Origin of the sequence: Lachnotalea glycerini (assembly GCF_003201285.1) — a bacterium.
Classification (GTDB): Bacteria; Bacillota; Clostridia; order Lachnospirales; family Lachnospiraceae; genus Lachnotalea; species Lachnotalea glycerini.
On sequence record NZ_QICS01000005.1, the window covers coordinates 1 to 16,875 of the forward strand.

The 16,875-nt window shown below is 34.4% G+C and carries 27 protein-coding genes and 1 pseudogene; 1 reads left to right on the forward strand and 27 read right to left on the reverse strand.

All coding sequences use genetic code 11. The annotated features are described in order from the left end of the window. Window positions 1-147: 147 nt before the first annotated feature. Both C8E03_RS10930 and kduI read right to left on the reverse strand, forming a co-directional pair. Window positions 148-951 (reverse strand): gluconate 5-dehydrogenase, encoded by an 804-nt coding sequence (locus tag C8E03_RS10930; RefSeq protein WP_094380510.1) that lies wholly within the window; start codon window positions 949-951, stop codon window positions 148-150. A gap of 91 nt (window positions 952-1,042) precedes the next feature. Beyond that, window positions 1,043-1,870, reverse strand: coding sequence for a 5-dehydro-4-deoxy-D-glucuronate isomerase (kduI, locus tag C8E03_RS10935; protein ID WP_094380512.1), 828 nt, complete (start codon window positions 1,868-1,870; stop codon window positions 1,043-1,045). A 195-nt stretch (window positions 1,871-2,065) separates the two neighbouring features. On the opposite strand from kduI, the gene C8E03_RS10940 reads away from it, so the two are divergent. Continuing rightward, complete coding sequence (locus tag C8E03_RS10940) at window positions 2,066-2,926, forward strand: AraC family transcriptional regulator (protein WP_094380514.1); 861 nt, start codon at window positions 2,066-2,068, stop codon at window positions 2,924-2,926. Between the two features lie 154 nt (window positions 2,927-3,080). On the opposite strand, the gene C8E03_RS10945 is transcribed toward C8E03_RS10940, so the two are convergent. The 25 genes and pseudogenes from C8E03_RS10945 to rpsQ all read right to left on the reverse strand — a co-directional run bounded on the left by C8E03_RS10945 (window position 3,081) and on the right by rpsQ (window position 16,853). Then, window positions 3,081-3,557, reverse strand: a complete 477-nt coding sequence (locus tag C8E03_RS10945) for a PRD domain-containing protein (RefSeq protein ID WP_110291072.1) — start codon at window positions 3,555-3,557, stop codon at window positions 3,081-3,083. 12 nt (window positions 3,558-3,569) lie between these two features. Beyond that, window positions 3,570-3,857, reverse strand: a pseudogene (locus C8E03_RS10950) (family 1 glycosylhydrolase); the annotation flags it as partial. Continuing rightward, entirely contained in the window at window positions 3,853-4,431 is a 579-nt protein-coding gene (locus C8E03_RS22605) for a PTS transporter subunit EIIB (RefSeq protein WP_146212322.1), read from the reverse strand. The gene C8E03_RS22605 and the pseudogene C8E03_RS10950, both read right to left, overlap by 5 nt. Before the next feature lie 241 nt (window positions 4,432-4,672). Further along, window positions 4,673-5,215: a bL17 family ribosomal protein gene (locus tag C8E03_RS10960; protein WP_110291075.1), complete on the reverse strand. Its 543-nt coding sequence runs from the start codon at window positions 5,213-5,215 to the stop codon at window positions 4,673-4,675. Between the two features lie 110 nt (window positions 5,216-5,325). Continuing rightward, on the reverse strand, window positions 5,326-6,285 hold the full coding sequence (locus C8E03_RS10965) for a DNA-directed RNA polymerase subunit alpha (protein ID WP_110291076.1): 960 nt from the start codon (window positions 6,283-6,285) through the stop codon (window positions 5,326-5,328). Between the two features lie 262 nt (window positions 6,286-6,547). Next, window positions 6,548-7,141, reverse strand: coding sequence for a 30S ribosomal protein S4 (rpsD, locus tag C8E03_RS10970; RefSeq protein ID WP_110291077.1), 594 nt, complete (start codon window positions 7,139-7,141; stop codon window positions 6,548-6,550). A gap of 16 nt (window positions 7,142-7,157) precedes the next feature. Further along, the gene (rpsK, locus tag C8E03_RS10975) at window positions 7,158-7,553 is read right to left on the reverse strand and encodes a 30S ribosomal protein S11 (RefSeq protein WP_110291078.1); all 396 of its coding nucleotides are present in this window, start codon (window positions 7,551-7,553) and stop codon (window positions 7,158-7,160) included. Between the two features lie 261 nt (window positions 7,554-7,814). Then, complete coding sequence (rpsM, locus tag C8E03_RS10980; protein ID WP_110291079.1) at window positions 7,815-8,183, reverse strand: 30S ribosomal protein S13; 369 nt, start codon at window positions 8,181-8,183, stop codon at window positions 7,815-7,817. A gap of 412 nt (window positions 8,184-8,595) precedes the next feature. Further along, entirely contained in the window at window positions 8,596-8,709 is a 114-nt protein-coding gene (gene rpmJ, locus C8E03_RS10985; protein WP_003497809.1) for a 50S ribosomal protein L36, read from the reverse strand. Between the two features lie 124 nt (window positions 8,710-8,833). After that, on the reverse strand, window positions 8,834-9,052 hold the full coding sequence (gene infA / locus C8E03_RS10990) for a translation initiation factor IF-1 (RefSeq protein WP_099470173.1): 219 nt from the start codon (window positions 9,050-9,052) through the stop codon (window positions 8,834-8,836). Window positions 9,053-9,132: 80 nt separating this feature from the next. After that, a complete protein-coding gene (locus tag C8E03_RS10995) occupies window positions 9,133-9,408 on the reverse strand; it encodes a KOW domain-containing RNA-binding protein (RefSeq protein WP_110291080.1) in 276 nt (91 codons plus the stop codon). Window positions 9,409-9,451: 43 nt separating this feature from the next. After that, complete coding sequence (map, locus tag C8E03_RS11000; RefSeq protein ID WP_110291081.1) at window positions 9,452-10,207, reverse strand: type I methionyl aminopeptidase; 756 nt, start codon at window positions 10,205-10,207, stop codon at window positions 9,452-9,454. Window positions 10,208-10,210: 3 nt separating this feature from the next. Further along, on the reverse strand, window positions 10,211-10,855 hold the full coding sequence (locus C8E03_RS11005) for an adenylate kinase (protein WP_110291082.1): 645 nt from the start codon (window positions 10,853-10,855) through the stop codon (window positions 10,211-10,213). 178 nt (window positions 10,856-11,033) lie between these two features. Then, window positions 11,034-12,353, reverse strand: coding sequence for a preprotein translocase subunit SecY (secY, locus tag C8E03_RS11010; RefSeq protein ID WP_094377147.1), 1,320 nt, complete (start codon window positions 12,351-12,353; stop codon window positions 11,034-11,036). 2 nt (window positions 12,354-12,355) lie between these two features. Further along, entirely contained in the window at window positions 12,356-12,796 is a 441-nt protein-coding gene (rplO, locus tag C8E03_RS11015; protein ID WP_094377148.1) for a 50S ribosomal protein L15, read from the reverse strand. 22 nt (window positions 12,797-12,818) lie between these two features. After that, the gene (gene rpmD, locus C8E03_RS11020; RefSeq protein ID WP_094377149.1) at window positions 12,819-13,001 is read right to left on the reverse strand and encodes a 50S ribosomal protein L30; all 183 of its coding nucleotides are present in this window, start codon (window positions 12,999-13,001) and stop codon (window positions 12,819-12,821) included. Window positions 13,002-13,015: 14 nt separating this feature from the next. Beyond that, on the reverse strand, window positions 13,016-13,525 hold the full coding sequence (gene rpsE, locus C8E03_RS11025; protein ID WP_094377150.1) for a 30S ribosomal protein S5: 510 nt from the start codon (window positions 13,523-13,525) through the stop codon (window positions 13,016-13,018). Window positions 13,526-13,540: 15 nt separating this feature from the next. Continuing rightward, the gene (rplR, locus tag C8E03_RS11030) at window positions 13,541-13,909 is read right to left on the reverse strand and encodes a 50S ribosomal protein L18 (RefSeq protein WP_094377151.1); all 369 of its coding nucleotides are present in this window, start codon (window positions 13,907-13,909) and stop codon (window positions 13,541-13,543) included. Window positions 13,910-13,926: 17 nt separating this feature from the next. Beyond that, the gene (gene rplF / locus C8E03_RS11035) at window positions 13,927-14,466 is read right to left on the reverse strand and encodes a 50S ribosomal protein L6 (RefSeq protein ID WP_094377152.1); all 540 of its coding nucleotides are present in this window, start codon (window positions 14,464-14,466) and stop codon (window positions 13,927-13,929) included. Window positions 14,467-14,678: 212 nt separating this feature from the next. Further along, a complete protein-coding gene (rpsH, locus tag C8E03_RS11040) occupies window positions 14,679-15,080 on the reverse strand; it encodes a 30S ribosomal protein S8 (protein WP_094377153.1) in 402 nt (133 codons plus the stop codon). A gap of 24 nt (window positions 15,081-15,104) precedes the next feature. After that, window positions 15,105-15,290, reverse strand: a complete 186-nt coding sequence (locus tag C8E03_RS11045; protein ID WP_094377154.1) for a type Z 30S ribosomal protein S14 — start codon at window positions 15,288-15,290, stop codon at window positions 15,105-15,107. A gap of 16 nt (window positions 15,291-15,306) precedes the next feature. Next, the gene (gene rplE / locus C8E03_RS11050) at window positions 15,307-15,846 is read right to left on the reverse strand and encodes a 50S ribosomal protein L5 (protein WP_094377155.1); all 540 of its coding nucleotides are present in this window, start codon (window positions 15,844-15,846) and stop codon (window positions 15,307-15,309) included. 24 nt (window positions 15,847-15,870) lie between these two features. Continuing rightward, complete coding sequence (gene rplX / locus C8E03_RS11055) at window positions 15,871-16,182, reverse strand: 50S ribosomal protein L24 (protein WP_094377156.1); 312 nt, start codon at window positions 16,180-16,182, stop codon at window positions 15,871-15,873. 12 nt (window positions 16,183-16,194) lie between these two features. Next, a complete protein-coding gene (rplN, locus tag C8E03_RS11060; protein WP_094377157.1) occupies window positions 16,195-16,563 on the reverse strand; it encodes a 50S ribosomal protein L14 in 369 nt (122 codons plus the stop codon). Between the two features lie 35 nt (window positions 16,564-16,598). Next, window positions 16,599-16,853 carry a 30S ribosomal protein S17 gene (gene rpsQ / locus C8E03_RS11065; protein ID WP_094377158.1) on the reverse strand — a complete coding sequence of 85 codons (255 nt, stop codon included), beginning with the start codon at window positions 16,851-16,853 and terminating at the stop codon, window positions 16,599-16,601. Window positions 16,854-16,875: the final 22 nt, after the last annotated feature.

Consider the following 16,875-nt stretch of genomic DNA (forward strand, 5'->3'; position numbering starts at 1 on the left):
AAAACATTACTCACTTTTTATGAGAATTATAAAAGGCCGTAATCCAGTAAATACAGTGGATTCCAGCCTTTTTTAACGTTACAACTGTCAAACATGAGAGTATAATGCACATGTCAAGGATAATATAGTGTCCATATTATAATAAAATTATTTTGGCTGTTTTCCAATATAAGCTAGAATACCACCGTCTACATAAAGCACATGTCCATTTACAAAGTTTGATGCGTCCGAAGCTAAAAATACTGCCGGTGCTGCCAAATCTTGTGCTTCTCCCCAACGGTTAGCCGGAGTTTTAGCTAATATAAACTGGTCAAATGGATGTTTAGAGCCATCTGGTTGAATTTCTCTTAAAGGAGCTGTTTGTGGTGTGGCGATATATCCAGGTCCAATACCATTACACTGAATGTTATACTCGCCATATTCAGAACAAATATTCTTTGTTAACATTTTTAGACCACCCTTAGCTGCTGCATAAGCAGATACTGTTTCACGTCCTAATTCACTCATCATGGAACAGATGTTAATAATTTTTCCATGTCCTTTTTTAATCATAGATGGTATCACTGCTTTAGAAACGATAAATGGTGCATTTAAATCTACATCAATTACCTGTCTAAAGTCTGCTGCTGACATTTCACACATTGGAATACGTTTTATAATACCAGCATTATTCACTAAAATATCAATTATACCAACCTCTTTTTCTATTTTAGCTACCATTGCATTAACTTGCTCTTCATTAGTTACGTCACACACATAGCCATGAGCCTTTATTCCGGCTTCTGCATATGCTGCGATACCTTTATCTACTAATTCCTGTTTGATATCATTAAATACAATAGTTGCGCCTGCATCTGCATATGCACTTGCAATTGCAAAACCGATTCCATATGATGCGCCGGTTACAAGTGCTACTTTTCCTTTTAATGAAAAACTATCTAATACTGCCATTTTAATTCCTCCATTATCAATAAATTCTCTATTTTTAGTTACCTATATGCGTGTATCAAACGTTTTTATGACTTAGTATGAAAGCTATAGTCTATCTGATATCCTTCATAGCAACCGCATCCATATCATCAAAGTCTTGATTTTCTCCTACCATTCCCCATATAAAGGTATATGCTCTGGTAGCAGAAGCGGAATGAATGGACCAACTTGGGGAAATTACTGCCTCTTCATTTCTCATAACTATATGTCTTGTCTCAGTTGGCTCTCCCATGTAATGGAAAACAACTGCATCCTCTGGCAATTCAAAATATAAATAGACTTCCATCCTTCTGTCATGAGTATGACATGGCATCGTGTTCCAAACGCTTCCAGGCTTTAATGAAGTCATTCCCATAACCAGCTGACAACTTTCTACTTGTCCAGGTAAAATGTATTTTGTAATTACTCTGTGATTCGCTTCCTCCATACTTCCAAGTTCAACCCTTACACAATCTTCCGGCTTAATCAATACGGTTTTATATGTTGTATGTGCCGGAGCACTATTGAAATAGAATTTAGCCGCATCATTTTCATTCATACTTGAAAATGTTATTTCCTTTGCTCCCATGCCAATATACATTCCGTCTTTATAATCTAGTTTATAATCTTTACCATCTACAGTAATTGTACCTTTTCCTCCAATATTTATTACTCCCAGCTCACGTCTTTGTAAGAAATATTTTGCTCTGATTTCATCTCCTGCGGTTAATATTAAAGGCTTTATTGGTACTGCTGCTCCTGTAATAATACGGTCTATATGACTATATACCGTCTTAATTTCTCCTGGGACAAATAATTCCTGAATCAGAAATTCTTCCCTAAGTCTATCTGTTGTGTAGTGTTTTACATCTTTTGGAGATGATGCTGTTCTAATTTCCATGATTCTACTCCCTTTCTTTGAAAATATTTGACTAAAGTCAATTTAAATTAATTTGATATCATTAGTATAGCATACAAAATTAGCAAATTCTTTGCACTTATTGGCTAAAAACTTGAAAATATTGAACTGATATACTATAATTAGCTTATATTGATGTTTATTTTAAGTAACTAAACTATAGAAAGGAGCGATTTTTTGATCGAATTTACTTCATGCAAAAAGGCTATATCAGAATGTATACAAACCAAGCGTTTTGCAATTGCTCATCTTTATAATGAAGAAAAACCAATGGCAATGCACATTCACGATTGTTATGAAATATACTATTCTGTATCTGGTGGTAAGCGATTTCTGATAGACAATAAATATTATGAGATTCATGCTGGTGATATTTTTATTATCAATCAATATGAAAGCCATTATCTAGATCAGATTGACTCTATGGTTCATGAAAGAATTATCATATCCATTCACCCAGACTATTTGAAACAGTTATCCACACCAGAGACAAACTTAGACTATTGTTTTTCACATCGACCAAATGAATTTTCACATAGGGTAGAATTATCCAAAGAACAACAACAGCGATTTATCTATTATATTCATAAAATGGCCAGCTTATCTGGTTTTGGCAGTGATATCCTAGAACAAACAGCATTCACTGAGCTTATGGTTCTGATTAACAGTCAATTTCAGGCTCAATGTGATTTAGAAGCAGCGGGTGAAAGTTATCAGTATAACAGTCAAGTAGCTGATATCCTGAAATACTTGAATAAAAATATACGTAATGACATAACCATTAAGTGCCTGGCTGATCATTTTTATCTAAGTGAGTCCTATATATGCCGCATTTTTAAAGCTGAAACAGGCACTACGATTAACAAGTATCTAACGGCCAGAAGAATTAGTATCGCCAAATCACTTCTTAATGTAGGACTTAGTGTCACGGAAGTATGTGAAAAAAGTGGTTTCCATGATTATAGCAACTTTTTAAAGGCATTTACAAAAGCGGTTGGTATCTCACCAAAAAAATACTCGCAATATAGTTCCAGCTAAAAAAAAGACAATATATACGCGCATTGTTCTCGCTTATATATTGTCTTTTTCTTCTTACATAGACCAGGAAATATTATCGCCACTTATGCTTATTTTATCCGCTTTTTTTAATACATAGTACACATCTATTTTTGTTATCTTCATCTTAACTCCTTTAACTCTTTACCCGCTCTGTCACTCGATTGATATGAAGAACCAAATATACTATTTCATCTTTTGACAGCTCTTTTCCAAAGGTACTTTGTATATAGTTATTAATTCGTTGACTACATTCTAGTTCTTTTGAGTATTTTAATTTGATTTGATTATACAAAAAATCATCTTTTGAATCAATAAACCTATCTTCTAATAATCTTTGACTAAAGAACTGGATATGCGTAATAAATCGAATATAATTTAGGGAATCCTTATCAAGTATAATTTTAAAATGCAGCTTCACTATGTTAAGTATATCTTTCATTATATTTGCAATCATCATTGTTTGATACATATCTTTTTCGTTAGTTTGTGCATTGACAAAATGAAATGCGATATTTCCTGCCTCTTCCTCTGGTAGATTAATTTGAAATTTCTGATTTAAGAAATTAACGGCATATTCACCAATTTTAAACTCATTTGCTTGCTTCCTCAATTTATCTTGATATTATATCACTATTTCATTTGATTCAATCACTTTCTTATACCATTCAAATGATTTTTTCATTCTTCTTTCGTATGTTCCATTTCCATAATCATCTACATCCACATAAATAAAACCATAGCGCTTGCTCATTTGAGAAGTGGAAGCAGATACTAAGTCAATACATGCCCAGGAGGTATACCCCATAAGATCCACTCCTTCCTCAATCGCCAATGCCATTTCTTTAAAATGTGACTTAAAATATTCTATTCTATAATCATCTTGTATCGTCCCATCTTTTTCTATCTTATCGAGAAGGATGAACTAACAATGCTCCAACTGCCATAGCAAGGTATTGGTTTGTTTTAAACTTCACTGCCGTAGAATGTGCAATTAATATTGGTAAAAAGTAAAATGCCGCATCAGCAACAAAATTAATGATTTGATAATTCTGTCCATCTTTACTTAAGCCAAAATAGTTCGTAAGTATCAAAAGAACTGCCTTAAGCATACCAGCTGCGGCTATTGCAGCAATTAAAGGCTGAAAAATACCTGTTATAACATAAATAAGCCTTTCAAAAATATTACCTTTAAACTTTCCACTATTTTCTGATTCTTGCTTTTTTAAATCACCTAATTTTATTAACTCATTATAAACAAAGGCTACATCATTTCCAATTACCACTTGAAACTGAGCTTTATTAACCACCCCAATTACTCCTGGAAGTTCCTTGATCTTTTCCTCATTTGCTTTTGATACATTTTTTAAAGTAAAACGCAAGCGCGTAGCACAGTGTACCAAACTAATAATGTTTTCATTTCCACCGACATTTTTAAGAATGTCAGCAGCTAGTTTTTGAAAGTTCATATTTTTACTCCTTTTCATTTTATATTCATGCTGTTTTAAAACAAGCCATTTACGAAAGGAAATAAAAAAAACCCACCAAAAATGATATATTTCTATACCATCCTTAATAGGTCTTGCCTGAATTAACAGTAACACGCCTCTATATTAGGAAATTTTTATCTACCTTTATCTAAAAATTATAACATCAATTTCTAATTTTGGCAAGTTATTAGTATATAAAAAACCTACTGCACATTAGCTATACAGTAGGTACATTTCATTATATAATCTCTAATAATACTTCCATTGCAGCGTCACCCTTACGTTGACCAATCTTAACGATTCTGGTATAACCACCTTGAGTCGTACGTGCTGCACATTTAGGAGCAATTTCATCAAATAATTTTGCAACTAAATCAACTTCTTTTGTATTTTTTTTCTTTCCTGCCACAGCAGCTGGAATCTCTGTTACATTATAAAGAACTTTAAGCATTTGTCTTCTTGCATGTAAACGAGAAGAGTTATCCTTTTTAATCGTCTTTTCTACTTCATCATAAACAGTAACTTTTTTTCCATCTACAACTTCTTTCACTCTCTTGCCATCAGCATCCTTACGAGCTACTTTTGCCTTAACAGATACTTCTTCAAAATTGTCTTTTTCTCTAATTGCTAAAGCAATCATGCTCTCAGCAATTTTACGAATTTCTTTTGCTTTCGCATCAGTTGTAACAATTTTACCATTATGAATAAGATTAGTAACCTGATTTCTGATTAATGCATTTCTTTGACTTGAAGTTCTTCCAAGTTTTCTATATTTTGCCATTTCTATTTACCTCCATTTGTGGAACATTTAGCTACGCTTCTTCGGTCTTACTAACTAAATGCTATTAATCCATAAATTGTAACATTACGGTAACAAAACCGCTACCATATTCATTCGTCACTCGGATTTAATTGAAGTCCAAGTTCTTTTAATTTAGCAAGAACCTCTTCTAACGATTTACGTCCAAGATTACGAACTTTCATCATATCTTCTGATGTCCTGTTTGTTAGCTCTTCAACCGTATTAATTCCAGCTCTCTTTAAACAGTTATAAGAACGTACAGAAAGCTCCAACTCGTCTATGTTCATCTCAAGTACTTTTTCTTTTTCATTGTCTTCTTTTTCAATCATAACTTCTGCTGTTTTAGCATTTTCTGACAGATCAATGAACAGATTTAAGTGCTCGCTTAAAACTTTTGCAGCTAAGCTGACTGCTTCGTCAGGAACAAGTGTCCCATTTGTAAATACATCCAATGTAAGCTTATCATAATCAGTAATCTGACCAACACGAGTATTCTCAACAGTCAAATTGACACGCTCAACAGGAGTATAAATTGAATCAATTGCTATAACACCAATTGGTAAATCATCATGCTTATTTTTGTCAGCACTGATATATCCCCTACCTTTATTGATAGTAAGTTCCATAAACAATTTGCTGTCCGCTCCTCCATTCAGTGTTGCAATAACTAAATCTGGATTCAGAATTTCAATATCTGAATCTGCCTGAATATCAGCAGCTGTTACTACGCCCTCGCCTTCAAACTCAATATAAGCGACTTTAGACTCATTCGTATCACTACTATTTCTAATAGCCAAGCTCTTAATGTTCATGATAATTTCAGTTACATCTTCCTTAACACCAGGAATAGAGCTGAATTCATGCAAAACCCCTTCGATCTTAACTTGTGTTACAGCAGCACCTGGTAATGAAGATAGCATGATTCTTCTTAAAGAGTTACCAAGAGTTGTACCATAACCTCTTTCAAGTGGCTCAACAACAAATTTTCCATATTTTCTATCTTCTGAGATTTCAGCAATCTCAATTTTTGGTTTTTCAAAATCGAACACTACAAAGCCCCTCCTTTTTGGGTTATATAGTATTGAGGGTGAAAAATACTCAAAAAGCATAGGAAACTCGCAAAGCGTGTTTCCTGCGGTTTAACGCGATAGTCACCAAGTACAGGCAAGCTTTAATTGGCTCTTTACTCGCGTATACAAGATGAATCGGCAAGCCGCTTCACTTGTTATGAATAATCATTAACCTTAAAGTATAAACACTTTAAGGTTAAGATGTATTTTAACCCTTGTAAATAAATAAAAACAAGATATTTTATTTTGAATATAATTCGACAATAAGCATCTCATCAACCGGAACATCAATTACTGTTCTAGTTGGAAGTTCTTTGATTGTACCTTTTAGATTTTCCTGATCAACATCTAACCATTCTGGAACTAATCTTCCTCCAGTTGTCTCCAAGATGTCTTTGTATCTTTGAGATCCTTTAGATTTTTCTCTAATCTCGATTGTGTCTCCAGCTTTTACTAAGAAAGAAGGTATGTTTACTCTCTTTCCATTTACCAATACATGCTTATGGTCAACAATCTGTCTGGCTTCTTTTCTAGTTCTGGAAAAGCCCATTCTAAAAATCACATTATCTAATCTGCGCTCAAGTAAAATCATCAGGTTTTCGCCTGTCATTCCACGCATTTTATCAGCTTTTTCATAATAATTATGAAATGGTTTCTCTAATACACCATATATGAATTTTGCTTTTTGTTTTTCTCTAAGCTGAAGACCATATTCACTCATCTTCCTGTTAGCTCTTCTAAGTTCTCTATTTGATTTTTTATCTATTCCTAAGTACATTGGTTCTAAACCAAGTGATCTACATCTTTTAAGAACAGGAACTCTATTTACTGCCATCTCATTACACCTCCTATTAGACTCTTCTGCGTTTTGGTGGACGACATCCATTATGTGGAACTGGTGTTACATCCTTTATACTTGTTACTTCAAGACCGCAAGCCTGAAGTGCACGGATTGCTGCTTCCCTTCCTGATCCTGGTCCCTTAACCATAACGTCTACTGTCTTAAGGCCATGAACTAATGCTGCCTTTGTAGCTGTTTCAGCTGCCATCTGAGCTGCATATGGAGTAGATTTCTTTGAACCTCTAAATCCCAGACCACCAGCACTTGCCCATGATAGAGCGTTTCCTTCAGCATCTGTTAATGTAACAATTGTATTATTAAAAGATGACTGAATATGTGCCTGTCCGCGTTCAACGTTTTTCTTTACGCGCTTTTTTGTCACTTTTTTGGTAACTTTTTTAGCCATTTAAACTAACCTACTTTCTTTGTTATTTCTTTATTAGATGTAGCTATGCAGTTTCTAAGTTCAATTCTCGCTATGCTCAATTTTAACAAGAAACCCATAGCAAAGTTCGTACTTACTCTTATTTCGTTAAGTGCTTTAAAGATTGTTACACATTTCTAAGTTCAATTTCAACTTTCGTTTTATTTTACTACAAAACGAATAACAAAGTTCAACCTAAATTAATACCGCACTTACAGCTTGTATTTTATAAGCATTCACTTTTTATTTTTTCTTATTTGCAACAGTTCTCTTAGGACCTTTTCTTGTTCTTGCATTGGTCTTAGTCTTCTGACCACGAACCGGAAGTCCTTTTCTATGACGGATTCCTCTATAGCATCCGATTTCCTGTAATCTCTTAATATTTAAAGCGATTTCTCTTCTCAAATCACCTTCTACTGTTTGACTTTCTTCAATAACAGCACTAATTCTTTTCACTTCTTCATCTGTTAAATCTCTAACGCGAGTGTCAGGACTAACCTTTGCTTGTTCCAAAATTCTGTTTGAGCTTACTCTACCAATTCCGTAAATATAAGTCAAACCAATTTCAACACGTTTTTCTCTTGGTAAATCTACACCAGATATACGAGCCATGTGAATATTCCTCCATTTTCTTCTGAGCAGCAATAACTTCGCAGCCCACTGCATTGCAGTGTCTGAAATGTGTACGATGCTTTTGCCACTGTATTAATATTGTCCCTAATTGAGATACTAAAGCGTATCCAACTGTGATTAGATAGATCGCAGTCTTTCCGATAATAAATTACCGGTATTAAAAGCAATAACCGTGAGTATCTCACATTTTAATTGCACATTTGGAATAAACTTCATTCCAAAAATTACAGGCAGGCATGTATGTCTGTAATCTATGATATCAGCACGAACAACTTAGCCTAGTGGTTCATACTGCAGCCGCACTAAAAAAATAAGTTACTCGAAGTAAATATTACTTCTAGTCATACATGAGTCTTCTCATGTATTTACATAACAAAAACTAAACCCTAAATTAGCCTTGTCTTTGTTTGTGTTTAGGATTTTCGCAAATTACTCTAATGCTACCTTTTCTTTTGATAATTTTGCATTTTTCGCAAATAGGTTTTACTGATGATCTAACCTTCATGGTAAAATCCTCCTTTCCACAGCGAGCCCATAAATACCCCTTAAAAGGCGCACTTACACACGGGCATTTTCAAAAAAGTTCGCTTTGTATTATAACACTATATTTTGTAAATAGCAAGTGTTTTCTATTTATCTCTCCATATGATTCTACCCTTTGATAAATCATATGGTGAGAGTTCAATTGTAACTTTATCTCCCGGTAGAATACGAATAAAGTTCATTCTTAATTTACCGCTTATATGAGCTAAAACCTTATGACCATTTTCAAGCTCAACCTGAAACATTGCATTAGGTAGCTTTTCAATAACAGTTCCTTCAATTTCGATAACATCTGATTTTGACATTGTTTGATTTCTCCTTTCATGGCATCTTTTCACTAAACTAGATCGTAACGATACATTATTTTATTGATATGAGAATAACCTCATTTACTATTTTTCAAACAAAAAAGCTTAATCACTCTTTTAATGTCTTCATTTTGAATATTGTTGTTTTCAATTAGCCTGCTTTTTAATTGTTCATCGACATACTTTATAATTTGAATATGTTTTCTGTTTTTCTTTTTAGGCGCATTTAAAGTATGATTTTTACCATTTACTAAATATACATATTCTTTGTCTATTCCAATTATTACATATAACATATCTTTATCATGTCCTGCCTTTGATACAGCTAACATACCAATTTCAAATCGCTCCATATGATTACTCCCTGTACTTACCTATTTATGATGCTGTGATTTATTATTCATACATGGTTAATAACTCAGGTTCACCTTTTGTAATAAGTACAGTATTTTCATAATGAGCTGATAAAGAACCGTCCTCTGACACTACAGTCCAATCATCTTCCAACCATTCCACGTCATAACGCCCCGCATTAATCATAGGTTCTATTGCAAGTGTCATTCCTGCCTGGAGTTTTAAACCTCTTCTTCTCTGCTTGAAATTTGGTATTTGGGGATCTTCATGTAAATTACAACCAATGCCATGACCGACTAAATCTCTAACTACACCATAACCAAAACTTTCAGCATATCTGCCAATCGCTTCTGAAATTTCAAATAGATGATTACCTTCTTTAGCAAATTTAATTCCTTCAAAAAAGCTCTGTTTTGTTACTTCAATTAATTTTTTCGCATCAGCACTAATCTCTCCTACTGCGTGAGTACGTGCCGCATCTGAATGAAAGCCCTTATAAATAACACCGGCATCCAGACTTATAATATCACCCTCCATAAGAATTCTATCCTTAGAAGGAATACCATGTACGACCTCATCATTAATTGAAACACATATGGACGCAGGATACCCATTATAATTGAGGAAAGACGGAATACAATCATAGCTTCTAATAATGTCTTCACCTATTTTGTTGATATCCATCGTAGATATTCCTGGTCTTATCACTTTTTCCAGTTCCTTATGAACATTTGCAAGAATTTTTCCTGCCTCTCTCATAAGCTCAATTTCTCTATCTGACTTAATTGTTACAGCCATAGTCTATGCTCCTAAAATTTCTACAATTGCACGAAATACTTCTGCCATATCTTTTGTACCATCCACATCCACCAGTATTTTTTTAGCAGAATAATACTCAATTAGCGGTTGTGTCTGCTCATGATAAACACTAAGTCTTTTATTTACTGTATCTGGCTTATCATCATCTCTAAGTATGAGTTCATTTCCACATCTATCACATATACCCTCTACTTTTGTAGGTATGTGTTTGATATGGTATGTAGCTCCACATGAAAGGCATGCTCTTCTTCCTGCCATTCTACTTATAATATTTTCATCTGGAACATCAACATCAATCGCATAGTCAATTTTTTCACCCAGCTCTGCCAACGCAGCATCTAAACTTTCAGCCTGAGGAATTGTTCTTGGAAAGCCATCCAATACATATCCATTTATACAGTCTGGATTCTTAACTCTGTCGATAACCAAGTTTACGGTGAGCTCATCTGGTACTAAAAGTCCCTGATCCATATATGTCTTTGCTTTCTTGCCCAATTCGGTTTCATTTTTGATATTAGCTCGAAAAATATCGCCTGTCGATATATGTGGAATCTTGTACTTATCGGCTATTTGCTTTGCCTGTGTGCCTTTTCCTGCTCCTGGTGCTCCCAGCATAATAATTTTCACTAACATTTCCTCCAATCAATTAAATTATTGCCATTAAATGGATAATTTATACTTTAGAAAAAATAGTTTATATGGATATCTTTTAATTATAATTAACACTTTTTAAATATTATAATAGTGCACTACAGCCGAAGCTGCAGAACACTATTTATGTTATCTGGTAAGCTTAGCACCAGAATTAGTCATTTAAAAATCCCTTGTAATTACGAACAATCATTTGAGATTCTATCTGTTTCAATGTTTCGAGGATTACACCTACTACGATAATGAGTGATGTTCCACCGAATGATACGGAGGCACCGAATATACCAGAAAACATTATTGGTATAACAGCTACGATAATAAGTCCTACCGCTCCAATGAATATGACATAATTTAAAATTTTATTTAAGTAATCAGTAGTTGGCTTTCCAGGACGAATACCCGGTATAAAGCCTCCTTGTTTTTTCATATTATTAGCCACTTCCATTGGATTAAATGTAATGGATGTATAAAAATAAGCAAAAAATATTACTAAAACAATATATACTAAAAGTCCTATGCTATAAATAGGTTCTTTTGGATTACACCAATTTGAAGATGTCAATCCTTTCAGAATCTTAGCACCGATTCCAGTGCCTTGATTTTTACCAATTAATGAAGCAATTACAACTGGAAATTGCATAAGTGATGATGCAAAAATAATCGGGATAACGCCCGCAGTATTTACCTTTAAAGGAATATGCGTCGATTGTCCACCAACCATTTTTCTCCCCTGCATCTTCTTAGCATATTGAACAGGAATTCTTCTTTCTCCACCTTGTAAAAATACTACAAACACAACTGTTGCAACTATAACTGCAATAATAATCAGAACAGCCAATGCGCCCTTTGCATAATTAGACGCCGAAGCAACAAATTGTTCATATAGTGAAACAAGATCATCTGGCATACGTGAAATAATGTTAATTAAAAGTACAATTGAAATACCATTTCCAACACCCTTCTCTGTAATTCTTTCACCAGTCCACATAAGAAATGCGGAACCTGCAGTAAGAGTCACAATAACCATAGCTATATTAACAAAATTATACTCCTCCAATAACCCTTGTCTACCAAATCCGATAGCCATTGCTGATGCTTCCATTAAAGCTAATCCAACAGTCAAATAACGTGTGATTTTTTGTATTTTCTTTCTTCCGTCTTCTCCATCCTTTTGCAATTCCTCTAATTTAGGAATTGCAATAGTCAATAATTGAATAATGATGGAAGATGTAATATAAGGTGTGATGTTTAACGCAAATACTGACATTTGCAAAAATGATCCTCCGGTAACGGCATCAAAAAAATTGAATGCGTCACCAGATTGATTTGCAAACCAGTTTGCGAAATAAGTCCTGTCTACTCCAGGAATAGGCAATTGCGATCCTATTCTAACTACTACTAACATTAAAAATGTATATATAATTCTATTTCTTATATCTTTAATTTTAAATGCGTTTTGGAGTGTTACAAGCATTACTAGATCACCTCAGTTTTTCCACCAAGAGCTTCTATTTTTTCTACAGCACTTGCACTAAATGCATTAGCCTGAACAGTAAGCTTCTTAGTTAATTCTCCGTTTCCAAGAATCTTAACACCATCTCTAGGATTCTTAACAATTCCTTGTTCAAGTAAAGTTTCAATTGAAACTACTGTATCATTGTCGAATACTTCAAGAGCACTAATATTAATACCTATGATAATTTTTGTATTACGATTAGTAAATCCTCTTTTAGGAATTCTTCTGTATAAAGGCATCTGACCACCTTCAAAACCTGGTCTTGTGCCGCCTGAACGAGCCTTTTGACCCTTGTGTCCCTTACCAGCTGTCTTACCATTTCCTGAACCGTGTCCACGACCTCTTCTGAAATTATCATTTTGTTTTGAACCGTCTGCTGGTCTTAAATTTGATAAATCCATTCTGACACCTCCTTCTCGAATATTATATCTCTTCTACTTTTACTAAATGTCTAACACGTTGTATCATACCTCTTGTCGAACTATTGTCTGGTAACTCAACCGTTTTGTTAAGTTTTTTAAGACCCAATGCTTCAACAGTAGCTCTTTGCTTAGGAATAGAACCGATTGTAGACTTTACTAAAGTAATTTTTAATTTATCAGCCATTTTAAATACCCTCCTTAGCCTAGAATCTCTTCAACAGTTTTTCCGCGAAGTTTAGCTACCTCTTCAGGAGTCTTTAATTTGCTTAATCCTTCAATTGTAGCAAGTACAACATTTTGTTTATTATTGGAACCTAATGATTTTGTACGGATATTTTTAATTCCTGCAAGTTCAAGAACGCTACGCGCCGGACCACCAGCGATAACTCCAGTACCATCTGGAGCTCTCTTTAATAATACTTCTGAACTACCGAATTTTCCGATATAATCATGTGAAATACTGTCGTTTTCATCTAACGTTACATTAATAAGTTTTTTTGCTGCGTCTTCTTTTCCTTTACGAATAGCTTCAGGAATTTCAGTGGCTTTACCTAATCCAGCACCTACGTGTCCCTTACCATCACCAACTACTACTAGAGCTGTAAATCTGAAGTTACGTCCACCTTTAACAACCTTAGTAACACGTTTGATTGATACTACTTTTTCTTCTAATTCTAATTGACTAGCATCAATGATTGCTCGTTTCATGTGTTCTCCTCCTTATTAGAATTTTAATCCAGCTTCTCTAGCTGCATCTGCTAATGCTTTAACTTTTCCGTGATATATGAAGCCGCCTCTATCGAAGACAACAGTTGTAATACCTTTATCTAATGCCTTTTTTGCAATAACAGTACCTAAGTATGCTGCTGCATCAACGTTATTAGTCTTTTCCATTTCAGCTTTCACATCCTTTTGAAGAGTGGATGCTGAAACAAGTGTATTTCCAACTGTATCGTCAATAATTTGAGCATACATATGATTATTACTTCTAAACACAGCTAAACGTGGTCTTTCGGTGGTTCCACTGAAACGATTACGCAATTTTCTATGTTTGTTTTCACGAATTATCGTCTTTGATTTTTTACTAATCATTTTCACACACTCCTTAATTATTTCTTACCAGTCTTACCAACTTTACGTCTAATAACTTCATCAGCATATTTAATACCTTTTCCTTTATAAGGCTCAGGTCTTCTCTTATCTCTGATTTCAGCTGCGTATTGGCCAACTTTTTCTTTATCGATACCTTTAATTGTAATCTTATTTCCCTCTACAACAGACTCTAATCCTTCAGGGTCATCCATCTCAACTGGATGAGAATAGCCTAAAGATAAAGTTAATTTTTTACCTGCTTTTGCAGCTTTGTAACCTACACCATTGATTTCAAGAATTTTAGCATAACCATCTGTTACACCGATAACCATATTAGAGATAAGTGTTCTTGTTAAACCATGTAATGATTTCATCTTCTTTAAATCACTTGGTCTGGTTACAATTACTTGGTCACCATCTAATTTGATATCCATTTCTACTGGCAGCACTCTTTCAAGTGTTCCCTTTGGACCTTTTACAGTCACTTTATTATTTTCTGCTATATCAACAGTTACACCTGCTGGTATGGCGATTGGCATTCTTCCTATACGTGACATGCCCGTACCTCCTGTTATTCTAAATTGATTGATTGATTTGTATTTGATTAAATATTGCTGAACTTACTTTGCTTACGTGAAAGAGTTCTACAGTTCCACTTAGCTAATGCTCTGTCAGCGCCTTTCGGCTTGCCACAGCATAAGTTTCGGGAACGACTTTCACACTAATCCCGTTCAGCGTCCAGAGACTTGAGCTGGCTAAGTGTTCAATGTCACCAAACAAATGCCAAAACTTCTCCACCTACGTTAAGCTGTCTAGCTTTTTTGTCTGTAACAACACCTTGGTTTGTAGAAATTATTGCTATACCAAGACCTCCAAGTACTTTTGGAAGTTCTTCTTTGTTTGCATAAACACGAAGACCTGGTTTAGAAATTCTCTTAAGTCCTGTTATTATCTTTTCGTTTTTATCTTTACCGTATTTTAATGCTACACGGATTGTCTTAAAGTTTCCATCATCTACAATTTCAAACTTCTTGATATATCCTTCATCAAATAAAATTTCAGCAATAGCTGTTTTCATTTTAGAAGCAGGAATATCTACTGTATCATGTTTAGCAGTATTTGCATTACGAATTCTTGTAAGCATATCTGCGATTGGATCACTCATAGTCATTTTAAAGTTGCCTCCTTTCGTTTATTACCAGCTTGCCTTTTTAACGCCTGGTATTTGTCCTTTATATGCTAATTCACGGAAGCAAATTCTACAGATTCCGTATTTTCTTAAATATGCATGTGGACGTCCACATATTCTGCAACGACTATATTCTCTTGTTGAGAATTTTTGTTTACGTTGCTGTTTCACCTTCATTGAAGTCTTAGCCATGAAGTTTCCCTCCTATCTATTTTGTAAACGGCATATTGAATAATGTCAATAATTCACGAGCTTCTTCGTCTGTATTAGCTGTAGTAACAAAAATTACATCCATACCTCTAACCTTGTCAACCTTGTCATATTCAATTTCAGGGAAAATTAGCTGTTCTTTAATTCCTAATGAATAGTTACCTCTGCCATCAAATGCATTTGGATTAACTCCTCTAAAGTCACGTACACGAGGTAACGCTAAATTTACAAGACGATCAAGGAATTCGTACATCTTATCGCCTCTTAATGTAACTTTACAACCGATAGGCATACCTTCTCTGATTTTGAAATTAGCTACTGACTTTTTTGCTCTTGTAAGAACTGCTTTCTGTCCAGTAATGATCTCTAAATCTTTTACAGCTGTATCTAAAAGTTTTGCATTATCTTTAGCTTCGCCAACACCCATATTAATAACAATTTTATCAATCTTAGGTGCCTGCATTACATTTTTATAACCAAATTTTTTAGTCATAGCATCTACTATTTCATTTTTGTATTCATCTTTAAGTCTGCTCAACGTCTGCGACCTCCTCTCTTAATATTAGTCGATAACTTCGCCTGTTGACTTTGCTACACGAGTTTTTTTATCTCCATCCATTTTGAAACCGATTCTTGTAGCTTTTCCTTTATGACTATACATCACATTAGAAATATCAATAGGAGCTTCTTTTTCTATGATTCCACCAGCCTGATTAGCAGCACTTGGCTTGCTATGTTTCGTAATCTTATTGATTCCTTCAACTAAAGCAGTATGGTTTTTCATATTAACGGCAATTACCTTGCCCTCTTTATCTTTATCTTTACCAGCGATAACTTTAACTGTATCACCTTTTTTTATTTTTATAGTTGACATCTTGGCACCTCCTTATAATACTTCGGGAGCTAATGAAACAATCTTCATAAATTGTTTTTCTCTTAACTCTCTCGCTACTGGTCCAAAAATACGGGTTCCTTTTGGGTTTTTATCATCTTTAATAATTACAGCAGCATTTTCATCGAATTTTATATAAGAACCGTCTTTACGACGAGCACCTTTAACTGAACGTACAACTACGGCTTTTACAACGTCACCTTTTTTAACAACACCGCCTGGTGTTGCATCTTTAACAGTAGCAACGATGACATCGCCAATGCTGGCATATCTTCTTGTAGAACCACCTAATACTCTAATACAAAGTAATTCTTTAGCACCAGTATTATCAGCGACTCTAAGTCTACTCTCTTGTTGTATCATCTAGGTTACCTCCTTCAAATTATATATAGCAAAAATTATTTTGCCCTTTCAATAATTTCAACAAGTCTCCATCTCTTATCCTTTGATAATGGCCTTGTTTCCATAACTTTAACTGTATCACCAATGTTGCATGAGTTGTCCTCGTCATGAACCTTTAATTTTAAAGTTCTCTTAATAATTTTATTATATAACGCATGCATAACATGTTCTTCAACAGCTACAACAATTGTTTTATCCATTTTGTTGCTTACAACTTTTCCTGTACGAGTTTTTCTTAAATTTCTTTCCACAACAATAATCTCCTTTCGCTAA